The organism is Pseudorhizobium tarimense (genome assembly GCF_022968135.1).
Lineage (GTDB): Bacteria > Pseudomonadota > Alphaproteobacteria > Rhizobiales > Rhizobiaceae > Neorhizobium > Neorhizobium tarimense.
In genome coordinates, this window is sequence record NZ_JALJRA010000007.1 from 222,935 (window position 1) to 237,281 (window position 14,347).

Annotated in this window: 12 protein-coding genes and 1 tRNA gene; 10 read left to right on the forward strand and 3 right to left on the reverse strand. The window is 57.8% G+C overall.

What is annotated here, in order from left to right; genetic code table 11:
* Positions 1–142: 142 nt before the first annotated feature.
* The 3 genes from MUU54_RS10575 to MUU54_RS10585 all read left to right on the forward strand — a co-directional run bounded on the left by MUU54_RS10575 (position 143) and on the right by MUU54_RS10585 (position 1,587).
* Positions 143–682 carry a MerR family transcriptional regulator gene (locus MUU54_RS10575; RefSeq protein ID WP_247243980.1) on the forward strand — a complete coding sequence of 180 codons (540 nt, stop codon included), beginning with the start codon at positions 143–145 and terminating at the stop codon, positions 680–682.
* Between the two features lie 116 nt (positions 683–798).
* Positions 799–1,212: a BA14K family protein gene (locus MUU54_RS10580; RefSeq protein ID WP_247243981.1), complete on the forward strand. Its 414-nt coding sequence runs from the start codon at positions 799–801 to the stop codon at positions 1,210–1,212.
* 180 nt (positions 1,213–1,392) lie between these two features.
* Positions 1,393–1,587: a hypothetical protein gene (locus tag MUU54_RS10585; protein ID WP_247243982.1), complete on the forward strand. Its 195-nt coding sequence runs from the start codon at positions 1,393–1,395 to the stop codon at positions 1,585–1,587.
* Positions 1,588–1,820: 233 nt separating this feature from the next.
* On the opposite strand, the gene MUU54_RS10590 is transcribed toward MUU54_RS10585, so the two are convergent.
* Positions 1,821–3,494: a type IV secretory system conjugative DNA transfer family protein gene (locus MUU54_RS10590; RefSeq protein ID WP_247243983.1), complete on the reverse strand. Its 1,674-nt coding sequence runs from the start codon at positions 3,492–3,494 to the stop codon at positions 1,821–1,823.
* Positions 3,495–3,526: 32 nt separating this feature from the next.
* On the opposite strand from MUU54_RS10590, the gene MUU54_RS10595 reads away from it, so the two are divergent.
* Complete coding sequence (locus MUU54_RS10595; protein WP_247243984.1) at positions 3,527–3,895, forward strand: hypothetical protein; 369 nt, start codon at positions 3,527–3,529, stop codon at positions 3,893–3,895.
* A gap of 363 nt (positions 3,896–4,258) precedes the next feature.
* Complete coding sequence (traA, locus tag MUU54_RS10600; RefSeq protein WP_247243985.1) at positions 4,259–7,642, forward strand: Ti-type conjugative transfer relaxase TraA; 3,384 nt, start codon at positions 4,259–4,261, stop codon at positions 7,640–7,642.
* A 37-nt stretch (positions 7,643–7,679) separates the two neighbouring features.
* On the opposite strand, the gene MUU54_RS10605 is transcribed toward traA, so the two are convergent.
* Together MUU54_RS10605 and MUU54_RS10610 are read right to left on the reverse strand one after the other, a co-directional pair.
* A complete protein-coding gene (locus MUU54_RS10605; protein ID WP_247243986.1) occupies positions 7,680–8,999 on the reverse strand; it encodes an O-antigen ligase family protein in 1,320 nt (439 codons plus the stop codon).
* Positions 8,983–9,717, reverse strand: a complete 735-nt coding sequence (locus MUU54_RS10610) for a glycosyltransferase family 25 protein (RefSeq protein WP_247243987.1) — start codon at positions 9,715–9,717, stop codon at positions 8,983–8,985. The genes MUU54_RS10605 and MUU54_RS10610 overlap by 17 nt, the downstream gene beginning before the upstream one ends.
* Positions 9,718–10,025: 308 nt before the next feature.
* Here MUU54_RS10610 and MUU54_RS10615 point away from each other — a divergent pair.
* The 5 genes from MUU54_RS10615 (at position 10,026) to MUU54_RS10635 (ending at position 14,338) form a co-directional block, all read left to right on the forward strand.
* A tRNA-Ser gene (locus MUU54_RS10615) sits at positions 10,026–10,115 on the forward strand.
* A gap of 287 nt (positions 10,116–10,402) precedes the next feature.
* The gene (locus MUU54_RS10620) at positions 10,403–11,650 is read left to right on the forward strand and encodes an O-antigen translocase (protein WP_247243988.1); all 1,248 of its coding nucleotides are present in this window, start codon (positions 10,403–10,405) and stop codon (positions 11,648–11,650) included.
* A gap of 13 nt (positions 11,651–11,663) precedes the next feature.
* On the forward strand, positions 11,664–12,632 hold the full coding sequence (locus MUU54_RS10625; protein WP_247243989.1) for a glycosyltransferase: 969 nt from the start codon (positions 11,664–11,666) through the stop codon (positions 12,630–12,632).
* 99 nt (positions 12,633–12,731) lie between these two features.
* Positions 12,732–13,625, forward strand: a complete 894-nt coding sequence (gene rfbA, locus MUU54_RS10630; protein WP_247243990.1) for a glucose-1-phosphate thymidylyltransferase RfbA — start codon at positions 12,732–12,734, stop codon at positions 13,623–13,625.
* A 32-nt stretch (positions 13,626–13,657) separates the two neighbouring features.
* Entirely contained in the window at positions 13,658–14,338 is a 681-nt protein-coding gene (locus MUU54_RS10635; RefSeq protein WP_247243991.1) for an acetyltransferase, read from the forward strand.
* The last annotated feature ends 9 nt before the right edge of the window (positions 14,339–14,347 follow it).

The window sequence follows — 14,347 nt, forward strand, 5'->3', positions numbered from 1 at the left end:
GCGGTCTTTCGACTATACTTGAACTGCAGCCGGTAGCCCGCTGGAATAAGGGAGCGATTCGTCCCTTGTGATGCGGATGCCGCCGCGGATTGACTGCTGCACCATGAGCTCGCCTGCCGGAGCTCTGCCATTGGAGATCGAGTTGGACAAAGGCCCGGACGCTTTCCGCACCATCAGTGAGGTCGCCGAGGATCTCGATCTTCCTCAGCATGTGCTGCGGTTTTGGGAAACGCGTTTTCCGCAGATCAAGCCGATGAAGCGCGGCGGCGGCCGCCGCTACTATCGCCCCGAAGACGTCGACCTCCTGAAGGGGATCCGCCACCTGCTCTACGATCACGGCTATACGATCAAGGGCGTTCAAAAGCTCCTCAAGACGAACGGCAACAAGTTCGTTGCAGCGATCGCCTCCGGCGATCTGGCGACGATGGATGCCATCGTCGCGGCAAGCAGCGACAAGCCTGCCGAACCGAAGATCGGCGGGACGGCCGAGGAGGATCAGGTCGTCGGCCGGCCGAAGGCAAAGCCGAGTGGCCGCTTCTTCGGCTTTGGCGGCAATTCCGACGAGGACATGGCGGAAGTGTCAATTGGCAAGAGCAGTATCGGTAAGGAGGATCGCGCCCTGTTGCAGGAGGCGCTCTTCGATCTCCTGGAGTGCAAGCGACTGCTCGACCAGGTGCGTTGAGCCTCGGCAAGCTGCTTAACGGGAACGCGTTTTATTTTAGCGCATTCACCTCAGGTTCAGGGGCAATCCCTGACCATCTGTCTTGGAAGAGACAGAAAAAAGAGGTGAGGAAACCCATGAAAAAGCTCGCAGTCGTTCTGATTTCCTTGGCTACTGCCGTCACCGGCGTTGCCCCCGCACATGCTTTCCCGTCCGTGTCGGTGCCGAAGATCGAGGCACAGCAGGTTGAGCAGGTCGGCCATCGTGGCCACCGCTGGCGCGGACACCGTCACTGGCGCGGCCATGATCGCTACTATGGTCACCGTCGCCACTACCGTCGTCACCGCGGAAATGCTGGCGCCATCATTGGCGGTCTGGCGGCCGGTGCCATCATCGGTGGCGCACTCGCCGCACAGCAGCCCCGCTATCATGGCGGAGGCAATGCCCATGTGCGCTGGTGCTATGATCGCTATCGGTCCTACCGCGCCTCCGACAACACGTTCCAGCCCTATCACGGCCCGCGCCGCGCCTGCCGGTCGCCTTACTACTGATGAAAGACAGGAGGTCGGCTTGCCGACCTCCTTCTCTATGTCGAACTCGTAGGGTTGCTGACCTCCTGAGGCTTCAGCCGACATCCCATCGTTGTAAAAAAATCGTATACTCATCCGTGCTAAGAGAGGAACGGGACGCGAGCCGCAACGTTCTTGCCAGTGCAAGACGGAGGGTATGACATGATCTGGATCTCGAAAAAACTCGCCACGGCTCCAGAAGGCGGGCCTGCAACCGGCACCTATGCCGACGGACTTTTCCCGGCGCTGGCTGTACGAGAGCTCACAAATTCTCAAGGCCGGACCTTCCGTCATTCCTACGGCGAGGATTATGCGCTGGCGCGCAAACGTGAACTGCCCCAGGTTGAGCTGCGTTAGCGGCGACTATCAGATCGAGCCAAGGCTGATCGAGGCGCGGTCCAGGCTGCGGGCTTTGCCCGCCGCTCGCTGGAACGCTTGGGATAGCAAGGAAGTCGAAATACCCAGCGTCTCCTTCACGAGGTGAGGCAAGATGGCTCGCTGCGCGTGGTGAGCATCACCATCCTGCAGCCACGGATCGAGAAGAGTAAACGGTTACAGCCGGAAAAGATGATTGCGGCCGGTGCCCCCCATCATGTCGGAGGGTGGTAGAGGCTACGGAATTCCTTGTCGCGGAAGTACGCAAGCTTGCGGGCGAGAATTGGGCGCGTGCCGGCCAGAAACAGCAGTTGGTATTCCTGGGAAAGGTTTCGCACCTCGTCCGGCGTCAAAAGTGGCCTTCCGGTATGCTGCTGACTGAATGAGATCGAGGACCGATCGGCATCGACCGCCCGTCCCATGTTCTGAAACGTCACGGTTTCCTGTCCAAGCAGATCGGAAACCAGTTTCGCGCTCTCATTCTCGTTGACGCCGAAGACCTGCAGAACGCCGGCATTTGATAGGAACGTGCCGGCGCGCTTGCCATAGCTCGCCTGCAGCTGGTGGATGTCCTGAAGGATCGGCCAGAGCTGAACGCCATAGCCCGCCATCAGACCCATGGCACGTTCGACGGGCGCTAAAAAGCCAAGGGCTGCAAATTCATCGAGCAGATAAAGCACCGGCTGATCCGGCTTTTCGGCAGTCCGTGCCATGTCGATCAGGCTTTGGGTCACCAGCAGGCGCAGCCAGCGGGAATAGGTCGATAGACGATCGGGCGGCAGAACCAGAAAGACCGTCGCATGGCTGCGCTTCAAATCACAGAAGGAGAAGTCTGAACGACTCAAAACCTCCGTCATGCGCTGACTGTCGAGGAAATGCGTGTGCCGTTGGGCTGCCGAGAGAACGCCGGCGGCCTCCCGGTCCGCTTTGCCGAGATGGCGGTTGGCGGCACGCGCGATCAGACCATTGGCGTGCTCACTTTGCTGCATGTGGGAAAGCAATTTGTCAAAGCGCTCCGGCGCCAGAGTAAGATACTCCCGCAAGGTCGAGAGCGTCCGGCGCTGTGGTGGCTCGTCGACCACGATCGTCAGCAAAAGCCCGGCAATCAACGCCTTGGCCTCTTCATTCCAATGTGCTTCCCCGACGGCACCTGGATCATCGGCGACCAGGGCATCGGCAAGCGTACTCACGTCCTCGGCAAGATCGAGGCTGTCGAGGTTCAACTGGTCCAGGGGATTGAAGGCAGCCGTGATCATCCCTGTGACGGCAAAGGGATCGAGCACATGCACCGGCCCGAAGCTTTGTCTGGCCCGCGCCGTTATCTTTGCATTCTCTCCCTTTGGATCGATGCAGATCACTGAGCGATCTGCGTCAAGCAGGTTCGGAATAATGGTTCCGACGCCCTTGCCGGTGCGTGTCGGCGCCATGGTCAAAAGGTGGGCGGGACCGTTGTAGCGCAGAAGCCGCTTTGATTGCCGGTCACGGCCGATCAGAAGGCCGGTCTCGCTGCGAGCAAGGGGCGCGATCTCCCGTTTCAAGGCAAAGCGTGCCGTGCCATGGGCGTCACTGTCCATATCACCAAAGTGAAGGATCAAAGGTGTCGTCAACATGCGAAACATCAGCGCCACCAAGAACAGGAAAACCGTGTTGCCGACGAGGAATTTCGCCAACCAGTTGTCGGCAAGGCCTGTGACCGTCAGCATGTAGTCGCTCAGCAGTCCCAAAGAAAATACAACGATCGTAAGCGCCACGACGGCTTTGAACACGGACTTGCCGGCACGAAACGGCGTCAGAACGGCAGATGAGATGGCCCAGACAGGATCGTGAGCTGCCATGCGGAGCATGTTCTTAAACGCTCTCGCGGCGAGGGGGAGTTGCAGGAGGATCATCGTTGATCCTCCTCATGTCCTGCGTTTTCTGATTGTTCCAGCAGATCCGGAAAGAGACCATCGCCGCCATTTTGCGCCAAAAAGGCTGGCAGGTCGCGCCGGAACCAGTCGCGCAAGCGCTCCAGCTGCTTGCGGTCTCCGCTAGTCTCGACGTGATGGAGGATAAAGGCGCCAAGGAGGATTTTGCGCCTGATGTCGCGCGCTTGTTCCCGCTTTCTCAGCCGCGCCTCTTGAGACTGAAGGCGAGCCTCCAGCTGACTGATCCGTTGCGCAATCCTCTTTCTGTCCACCGAAATGCCCTCCGTCTTTGGCTTGTCGATGCACAATGGAGACCGCATTTGTCAGGAACGTCTACTGGCATTTGTGTCAGTACTTTCGTCCTTTCCAGCGTTGGATGGTAGTACGCTCGTGCCCGAGAGGACGACGCGAGGCCAACCCAGCGGTTGCTGCAGGCGTTCCCGCATTCTGTTCAAGCTGTTCAGGAGGTGTGAAAATGGCGATCTACATGTGCCAGATTAAACCGATAGGCAGACGCAGTGGGCAGAACGCTGTTGCCGCCGCTGCCTATCGAAATGCTGTCGGTCTTTGGCTTCTCGATGCACAATGGAGACCGAATTTGTAGCGAAAATTCACTACCATTTCTGTGAGTCCCCTCCAGCGTCGGCTGGGGGTATGCTCTGCTCTAGAGGAAGGAACGAGCATGAACGCAGAGGCTGCTGCCAGCTCTCGTTCGTTTCCGCTGAGCTGTTCAGGAGGACCTGAAGTTGGCGATCTGCATGTGCAACATAACGGCGATCGGCAGAAGCAGCGGGGGTAACGCGGTTGCGGCTGCTGCCTACCGAAGCGCAACCAAGCTCTTCAATGAGCGGGATGGCCTCACCTATGACTTTTCAAGGAAGAAGGGCGTTGAGTTTACCGAGATACTGCTGCCCGAGGGCGTCGAAGCACAATGGGCACTCGATCGGGCGCTTCTATGGAACGCGGCCGAGCGCTACGAGAAACGCAGAAACTCACGCGTTGCAATCGAAGTTTTGGTCGCGCTGCCCCACGAGCTGATGCGTGAGGAATGGGTCTCATTGGCGCATGACTTTTCCCAGTATCTTGCAAACCGCTACCTTGTCGCAGTTGACATGGCTGTCCACCGTCCCGCCCAGGAAACCGACCACCGAAATCTTCACGCGCACCTTTTGATGACGACACGCACGGTAGGCCCGGACGGGCTCGGCGAGAAGATTGCACTGGGCCGCCGGAACAGATGGCTGAAGGATAACGGATGGCCGGACACCCGTGAGGAGCTTCGGCTTCTCAGGCAGACGTGGGCGTATCACACCAATCGCTATCTGGCGCGGGCTGGTCTTGAGGTCCGCATTGATCATCGCTCTTACGCTCAACTCGGGATTGAGATCGAGCCGACCCAGCACATGGGCCGCAGCGCAACCCAGATGACGAGGCAAGGACTGTCCCCATCACGAGTGCGGATCGAACGGAAGTCTGCTGAGCGCAACGCCGATCTGATCCGCAAGCAACCCGAGCAGATCCTACGTCTGGTCACTCAGGAGAAGAGCGTGTTCGATCGCTACGACGTGGCACGAGCGCTGCATCGTTATATCGATGATGCTGAAGCCTTCAAGGATACGTTCGCAGCAGCCATGGCATCGCCGGCTCTGGTGACACTGTGCCCCGAGCGAAACGGGGAGACGGCGCGGTACTCGACGAGGGAAATGATCGGGATCGAGCAAACCATGATCGCCGGTGCTGCCCGCATGGCAGAGGCGGCCAAATATCGGGTGGAGCGACGTCACTTTGAGCAAGCCTTGATCGCTCAGGACGACATCATCAAGCGAGTGTCTGACGCGCCCGCTAAGGAGGGAGAAAGCGCTGATCTTGCGAGCGCAGGCCAGTCAGATGGCCTGCCGCCGGCAAACGGACGAGAGAGAGCGCGTCCCGGGTTGAGCAAAGAGCAGCGCGCGGCAGTCGATCACATCACCGGACCAGAGCAGATTGCGGCTGTGGTCGGCTTCGCCGGAGCCGGCAAGTCCACCATGCTGGCTGCAGCACGTGATGCATGGCAGCGACAGGGGTATCGGGTTCATGGCGCAGCGCTTGCCGGCATGGCGGCGGAGGGTCTTCAGTTGGCCTCCGGAATTGCATCAAGGACGCTCGCCTCATGGGAATATGCCTGGCAGGACGGAAAGCGTCTGCTTGGCAAAGGGGACGTACTCGTCGTCGATGAGGCCGGCATGCTTTCAAGCCGGCAGCTGGCGCGTCTGATCACAAAAGCTGAGGCCCGCGGGGCAAAACTCGTTCTTGTCGGCGACCATGAACAACTCCAGGCAATCGGCGCGGGATCGCCATTCCGTGCGGTCGTTGAGCGGGTAGGGGCAGTCGAGCTTTCGGAGATCCGCCGGCAAACCCAAACCTGGCAGCGCGAAGCCTCTATCGCTCTTGCGACGCGTCGCACGGGGGAGGGGCTTGCAGCCTATGCCGATCGAGGGGGTGTGCGGTTTTCAAGTACGGCAGATGAAGCACGAGCAAATCTCGTTCGCGACTATCTGGCCGATTGCGAAGCGCACCCGACAGCATCCCGTCTTGCGCTCGCCCATCGCCGCGTCGACGTCCATGCCCTAAACAACGCCATTCGCAGATCGCTTCAGGAGCGGGGGTGGCTAGGAGCAAAAGCGCCAGAAAACGGCAACGGAGATGGAAAGGAAGACAGCCACGGAGAGCGGCTCGATCCGAACAACGCTGAAATCCTCTACCAGACCAACAATGGCAAGCGACCCTTCACCCCTGGTGACCGGATCGTCTTTCTCCAGAACGACCGCGACCTTGGCGTGAAGAACGGAATGCTGGGCACTGTGCAGGCTGTCGAGCCGGATGCCTTGACGGTGAAGCTCGACCAGTCAGGACGAAAAGGGGCGCGCCCTGTATCGATCCCAGTGGGAGCCTACCAGGCTTTCGACCACGGCTATGCGACGACCATTCACAAGTCCCAGGGCGCGACCGTCGACCGTTCCTTGGTCCTGGGCTCTCCGACGATGGATCGGCATCTCACTTATGTGGCGATGAGCCGACACCGGATGGACGGCAAGCTTTATGTTGGACAGGATGACTTCAAGGACATGAAGGCGCTTGCCGCCAGCATGAGCCGATCCGGCGCAAAGGAGACGACCCTCGACTACGTCAGCACTTTTGCTGAGCGGCGGGGCCTTGCAGAAAGGCTCGACCGGGATGACCTGGTCAGACATCATCACCTTTGCGCCCGCGGTGAAGGTGCCGGCGAAACGGCGATGGGGACTTCGATATCAACGCACATGCGATCCCCCGCTGATCATGCCATCGTCTCTTCCGCGGAGGCGAGGGGTGGGCAAAGCGGTGCTGGGGCAGCCGAAAAAGTTGAGCCTCTCCTACCGGCGCTCAAGAAATATGATCGTAGCGTCGAGGAGGTAGGCCGCGAGCGGGCGTCGAAAGACCTTCAACGGGAGTTGGAGGCGGTGCTGTCATTTGGGCGCCGCGTCTATGCTGATCCCGCAACGGTTGTGCGAAGCTTTGCCGCTGCAATTTTGAATACGAACGATGGGCAGAAGCTTGCCGAGGCGGTTGCTCGGCGGCCGGAGCAGTTCGGCGAACTGCGGGGCAAGGCTGGGCTTCTGGGGGAAAACGAGGAGCGCAAGGCAGCGCGCCACGATGCGGTTGCGCTCAGCAGACTGTTGGCATCGGCGGCTAAGACGTGGACACGTCGGCTTGACGAGGAGCGTCGATCCGAAGCCTGGAAGCGGGAGAAGTGCGATGTGGTTGTGGTCCCGGGGCTGACAAAGCAGAGCGAAGCGATCTTGAGGGAGTTCGATCAAATACCGCAGGCGGAAAAGCCAAAATTCCTTGAAAAGCTGCAGGCGGGAGCAGACGGCAAGCAGGCACTGAAAGAAGCAGAAGCGATCACCCGCGCGCTTGAGACGAGGTTTGGCAAGACGAATTTGAACAAGGTTGACACGGAGGAGCTTGGTCTCGGTCGCCTTTCTGCGGCGCAACTAGCGCGGATCACCGATGTGGCGCGCGTGGCAGAACGAGCACATGCGGCTGAACTCTCCCGTCAATATACCGCAAAGCGGAGCCGGAAAAGGTCGCTGGGTTTGAGCCTCGGAATGTGATTGTCCCATGCGAAGGTCACACGACCAGCGGCTGCATCTATACGCTTTCGTCGCTTCGGCGTTGCTTGTTGAGCAAAGTGACGGCGAAGACGGTAGCACCGGCGAGGATGAAATAGCTTTCGCCCAGTGCCAGCCGGTTGTTTGAGTTGGTCAGGATGGTGCAGAAGAAGAAGAAGCTGAGCGTGTAGACATAGACCCTTACGCTTTGTGCAACTTCGCCGCGGCGGGTTGCCTCGTTGAAGCGACGAACTCCCGCCACGATAAATAGCCCCAGGAAGATCAGACCCATGAGGCCGTGTCGCACAAGGATTTCAAGATAGCCGTTGTGCAGGAGCGTATGCCCGACATCGGTGTAGGTTGTGCGCCGCCATTCAAGTAGCCACCGGTTGCCCCATCCGAAGAAAGGGCGTTCTCCGATGAGCTCAAGCGCGTTCACCCAGAGCATGAGGCGTTGACGCATCGCTTCAGGCGTGGTGGCCGCTTCGATCGCTGCCCGCATGGCGCCTGTCAGTCCATCTTTACTGAACACGGCGCGCAGGAGTGCAGTTGCGGCGTCCATCGTCGGGCCGGCAACGGCCAGGATGTAAGGAAGAGCGATCGCGATGCTGGCAGCAAAGAAGATCGCGATTGCCACGGAGGCATAGAGGCGCCACCTTCCACTCAGGTGGAAGACTGCCGCGAGCGGCCACAAGGCGACCGTCAAGGCGAGGGCAAGCCACACGCCCTTGGATTGGGCGAAAAGAAGGCCAAGCAGGCTGAAAATCGCGGTCGCGATCCCCAGTATCAGGGACGACCATTTTGCTCGAGTGGCAAGCCTTCCCGTCTCGGCAGCATGAAGAAGCCAGGCCACGCTGGAAATGAAGAGCATGGCACTGCCGACGCCTGCATGGATCGGATTGTGATGGAAGAGGGGAGCTGCGCGCTGGCCTTCCATGGCGGTGCTCGCATCCAATGTGGCAAGGAGAGCAACCAGGGCGCATGCTATCAGAATGGTGGCCGCCTTGAAAAGATATGGCCGGCTGACGATGAGTGCGACTCCGATGAGGGGGAACAGAGCCGGAAAAGCATAAAGCCACTCTGATGCTCCTTTCTCGTCGAAGAGGACGATGCCAGCGATGAACCGCAGGAGTACGTAAGCGGTCCATGCATAGCAAAGCAGTGCAAGCCAGTCGCGAGACGCCCAACTTACGTCCGGAAGGTGACGTACCAGCACGAAGATTGCCAAGCCAATCGTGACATAGCGATAGACATCGCTTTCAACGATCATCGCCGAGGCCATCAACACCCACAGGATCGGGAACATGAAACCTTGTGCTCTCACCGCATGAGCGGAGGCGCGATCAGCTGAGGAAGGCATATCGGATCCTCTGAGCGCTCTCCAGCATGCGGCAACCATGCGTCCTGAGCCGTCTCCACCAGGGAAACTTGGTTTGTCTATACTCCGCTCGACTGGCAATCGTAGATGTGCCGCGGTCCAGCGTCACCAGATCCTCTCGGGTCGTGTAGGTTTGCACGCCAGTTGCCCATCCGCGCTCAAGGGCTACATCCCAGGGATATTCCATTGTCTGCAGGCTCTGGATGAGCTTTGAGGCTCCATCGCGCGTGACCGCATAGCATGCAGCAGAACCCTGGGGCCCGTGCGCTGCGCGTCCGATCTCATCTCCGAGCGAGGACGTGGTGAGTCGCCTGAACCAGACGATCCTGTGATTGCAGAGCTTGATCAGATCTGCCTCGGGCAGAACTGAGAAGGCCGCCTCCACACGAGCAGGAAGCTCTGCCGTCAGCCGAACGTCATCTTCGGCAATCACCCCCAAACGTTCTCCCGATTGGACGAAGGCTGAGAGCGCGGCCAGATGACTTCGATAGCAGCCGTATTCTCCGGGGAGAATCGTGCGGCCATTGTTTCGGCGGAAGGCGGCTGCATCGCAATTTGCTCGGTCAGCGGGAGACACTTGAGATCCGTCCACTCCCGGGACCCGCACGACGGTAAGGTCAAAGTCGCGGGCTTGTTTCGATAGCGCAGTCCAGCGATCTTTAGAGCGGTCCAGGTTGATGGCGAAGATCGCGACTGTCATGATTTGAAGTTGTGCCTACTAGGCTCCCCAAGGGTGCAGCGTATTACATAAAGCCATAGGCCAAGGGCTGCCGCTATCATTATAGATGGATCATCTGCAAGCCATGAGTTCGGCTAGAGCAAAATGGAGCGGGGATAATCAAGCAACCACAGGAATAGGGCGGAGATGGAGCAGGCGTCGGGGCGCGCTAAGGCATGTGGAACAGCCAAGTCAAGGCGTAGGCAGCGCAGCCTTGCGATTACCCCTTGCCACTATCGAATTTCGCCGCTAAAGACGGCCCGCGCTTCAAACGCGCCGACCAGCGAAGCGGAGAGGTGGCTGAGTGGTCGAAAGCACCGCACTCGAAATGCGGCATACGGGCAACCGTATCGTGGGTTCGAATCCCACCCTCTCCGCCACTATCCTTCGGTTCCGTTCTGGACACATAGGTTGCATTTTATTCCTGAGGCACAGTGTATCGCACCTTATTTGAAACAGAAAGATGTCATAGGTTTATGTCCATATCTTATCGGCTATGCCGGTGAAATCGAAGCGCGCTCCAATGCGCAGTGTCGATTGACACGTCTGGCGTCTGCATGTTCTACACGGGCATGATAAAGGCCGAGACTTTCAAGGGCGACGAAGCTGTTTTCCTCGCTCCGTCGCTACGGCTCCTACTCAACAATTGGTGTGGCGCCTGCCAATCATGACACTGCTACGAACTTCGACACTCTCCGGTTTGGAGACAATTCTGCGTCTCTCGACTGGCTTGTTGGTGGTTAAGTACCTGTCCGTAGTAGAGGGGCCAGAGGCCGTCGCGCTCTTCGGGCAGTTCCAGAACTTTGTGGCGGCGGTGGGTATCGCGGGTGGCGCGGCGTTGGTTACCGGCCTAGTCGCGCTCCTTGCGGAGAACGCGGGCTCGGAGGAGCGTTCGGCAACTGTCTGCCGGCATGCCTTTGGGGTCGCAACGGTGTCGAGCGCTACTTTCGCGATCCTCATCCTAATATTTGCACGGGATGTTGCCCAGTTCGTTCTCGGTGACACCGGCTTTGCTTGGCTCATGCAAATTCTGGCGATCATCCTGCTTCCGATCTCTGCCTACCAGTTGTCATCTGCGATATTGAATGGACGGCAGCAAATCGCGGCGTTTGTGTTGAATCGAGCGGCTTACAGCATGATACTGCTCGTGGTCGCAATTGTGCTCGTTGCAATCCAAGGGGTCGGCGGGGGACTGTTAGGGCTCGCAGTTGCTCCCGCCCTTGCTTGTCTCGTAGGCCTCACTCTACTGGCTCGTCAGCCCGGGTTCAGCTTTCGCTGGTGTGTTCCTGTCGTAGACCGAAATGGGATCCGCGAATTTCTCCCATACTGGCTGATGAGCATCATGACTGCGGCGCTGACACCGCTCGTACTAGTAATTGCCCGAACGTACATCGGGAAACACATAGGTTGGGTCGAAGCGGGGTGGTGGGAAGCGGCTTTGCGCGTCTCTGACATCTGCTTGGTGATAGTCACCACCGCGCTTGCAACTTACTACGTCCCGCGCCTCGCCTCTGCACGTGATTTGCAGGATGAGCGTAGGATCATGATGACCCTCATCTCCTTTGCAGTGCTCGTGAGCGGCGGTGCGGCGCTCTTCATCTTTGTCATGCGATATCCGCTCATCGCAACGCTGTTTTCACCCGAATTTTATCCGGCAGCAGAACTATTTGGCGTTCAGCTTATAACCAGCATAATCAAAGTGGCGACTTGGGTAGTTGCGTACCACATGATTGTTCGCAAACGGATGGCATGGATTATCGGGGGCGAGGTGTTGTTTAGTGGGCTTTTTCTTTTCTTGGTTGCCGAAATGACTAATGCGTTCGGAATAATCGGGGCTGTATATGCAGGCTTGGTGAACATTATCTTGTATGTTCTCTACTGTTCACTGTACGTCTGGAGGAATGTTCTTGGTTGACGGAGCTCTAGCATTGGGCGAAGCGATGCCGTTGAAAAAAAGGGACCGCTCCAATCCGCGCGTTAGTGTATTGGTGCCTGCCTTCAATGCCGAAGCTTTTCTGGCGGAGTGCCTGGACTCGATACTGGGGCAGGACGTTGAAGGGCTTCAGATTGTGGTTAGTGATGATGCCTCGACTGACCGAACAGCAGACATCTTGCGATCCTACGAGGCTGGCCATCCTACCATAGTTCACGCTTTGTATCAGCAGAAAAACCTGGGGATCGCGAGGAATTGTAACGAGATCCTGAGGTCGTGCGAAGGACAATATATTGCACTGTTTGCGGGCGATGATGTTATGCTTCCGGGAAAGCTGTCCACCCAGATGGCCTACATGGACGCTCATCCTGACGTGGTTATGACGTATCACGCCTGCGAGCTGTTTCAAAGTGAGACCGGACAGACGATCGCGGTCACTAACACGCATGAGCGGCTTGATACCAATTCCGCAGGCGACATCATCACAAAGCTCGGAGTGGCGGCGCCAATGAGCATTATGCTGCGCAGAAGCGCGTTGCCAGAAAATGGGTTTGACGTATCGTTCCCGCATGCTTGCGACTGGCTCTTGCAGATCAGCGTGGCAGCGAAGGGGAGTGTCGCCAAGCTACCTGGAATTCTGTGCCGTTATCGGAAGTACGGAGTCAATAACGGAAAGGACCTTTCGCAGTACGTCCACGAGTTCGGGGAGGTTTTGAAAAAGGTTCGTAGTGACTTTCATGATCGACCGGACATCGTAGAGGCGTGCGACCGTGGTCTTGCCCGTTTCCTGATAGGTGATGCATTTCGAGCACCTAGTCCGGCACTCGCTCGCGAAAGGATACGCGCGGCGATCAGTCTTTGTCCGAGGCCGGCCTACCATATCGCTTACATCTCCACCTTTGTTCCTGGTTTACTACAACTTGCGTACCGGAATCGAGAGCGCCTGAAGGCGCGGTTGGGATAGCGCTAGGGCGGCTGATGGGCCTGTAGCACCTCGCCCAAATTCTTCGATGATCAACAGGGGTAACATGCGGCGACTAAATGCCTTCTAAGGATGGAGACGATGGCGACAACTAAAGGTATCATTCTTGCTGGGGGGAGTGGGACACGTCTTCGTCCCCTTACCGTTGCAAGCAATAAGCAGCTTCTGCCGGTATTCGACAAGCCACTCGTTTACTACCCGTTTTCGGTGCTGATGCTGGCGGGGATCCGCGAGGTCCTGGTTATTTCTTCTCCTGACTTCATTGACCAGTACCGGCGACTTTTCGGGGACGGTTCGCATTTGGGGATGCAGGTCTGCTACGAAACACAGGACTCCCCGAACGGGCTCGCTGAGTCATTCATAATCGGCGCGGATTTCATTGCTGAGGATCCCGTTGCCCTAGTTCTAGGTGATAACCTCTTATATGGTCAGGGCTTGCCATTAATGTTGCGCGACGCTGGCGCGCGTGATCGTGGAGCCACCGTGTTCGCCTATCGCGTCCCTAATCCAGAAGCGTTCGGAGTGGTTGAGCTTGATCAGGCGGGCAAGCCAGTTTCCATCGTTGAGAAGCCGAAACATGCCCGCTCCAATCTCGCCGTCACCGGTCTCTATTTCTACGATAGCGATGTTGTGCAGATGGCAAGGGGGTTGAAGCCTTCGTCCCGTGGTGAACTGGAAATAACTGACATTAACCAAATGTACCTAGAGCGGGGCAACCTGCATGTCGAGTATCTAGGGCGCGGCATTGCGTGGCTGGACACCGGTACTTTTGATGCCTTGCTCGACGCGGGCAATTTCATTGCCACGCTCGAACGTCGGCAAGGCCTGAAGGTTGCATGTTTGGAAGAAATTGCTTGGAGACAAGGTTGGATTTCTACGGAAACTCTGCTCGCAAATGCCAAGCTTAACGGCAAAAGCGACTATGGAGCCTATGTAGCCTCGCTGCCGTCAGTCGCTGTACCGGGGATGCAGTAGGTGGACAGGCCAATCGGATAAGGAGCTTGACGGTGGAAAAAAATCGTAAACTGGTTATCGTTGGCAGTGGCGAGTTCGGGCGGATAGCCTTTGAATACTTCACGTACGATAGCAACTATGAAGTTGTCGCCTTCAGCGTTGAGCGCGACTTTTTGCAGGACACCGTCATCGAAGGGTGCCCGGTGGTGCCTTTGGACGAACTGGCGCAGCGATTCGATCCAAAGGAGCACGACGTCTACGTCGCAGTTACCTATACTCAACTAAACCGGGTCCGCACACGTCTATTCAAATCCGTCAAGGGGTTGGGATACCGGTGTGCATCATATGTCAGCTCGCGTGCCTTCGTGTGGCGGAATGTCGAGCTTGGTGAGAACGTGTTCATTTTTGAGAACAACGTCGTGCAGCCTTTCTGCAAGATCGAGGACAACGTGGTCCTGTGGAGTGGAAACCACATCGGTCATCGATCTGTAGTTGAGGCAAATTGCTATCTTTCCTCTCATATTGTGGTGTCTGGATACTGCGAAATCGGAAGCAGTTCTTTCGTAGGAGTGAATGCTACATTTGCTGACAATGTGGCCATTGGGCCTGACTGCCTGATCGGGATGGCGTCTACCGTCAACCGCAACCTCGAAGGCGGAAAAGTCTGGACCGGTTCGCCGGTCGAGGCGAGCCGTATTCCGTCGCTGCGCTATTTCAAGGTCAAGGAGGTCTAATCTTGAGGC

Bases quoted from the DNA above. Each gene is read 5' to 3' on its own strand.
- rfbA (WP_247243990.1), top strand. From the start codon at position 12,732: ATGGCGACAACTAAAGGTATCATTCTTGCTGGGGGGAGTGGGACACGT.
- MUU54_RS10605 (WP_247243986.1), bottom strand. From the start codon at position 8,999: ATGCCTTCCTCAGCTGATCGCGCCTCCGCTCATGCGGTGAGAGCACAA.
- MUU54_RS10610 (WP_247243987.1), bottom strand. From the start codon at position 9,717: ATGACAGTCGCGATCTTCGCCATCAACCTGGACCGCTCTAAAGATCGC.
- MUU54_RS10580 (WP_247243981.1), top strand. From the start codon at position 799: ATGAAAAAGCTCGCAGTCGTTCTGATTTCCTTGGCTACTGCCGTCACC.
- MUU54_RS10585 (WP_247243982.1), top strand. From the start codon at position 1,393: ATGATCTGGATCTCGAAAAAACTCGCCACGGCTCCAGAAGGCGGGCCT.
- MUU54_RS10590 (WP_247243983.1), bottom strand. From the start codon at position 3,494: ATGATCCTCCTGCAACTCCCCCTCGCCGCGAGAGCGTTTAAGAACATG.
- MUU54_RS10620 (WP_247243988.1), top strand. From the start codon at position 10,403: ATGACACTGCTACGAACTTCGACACTCTCCGGTTTGGAGACAATTCTG.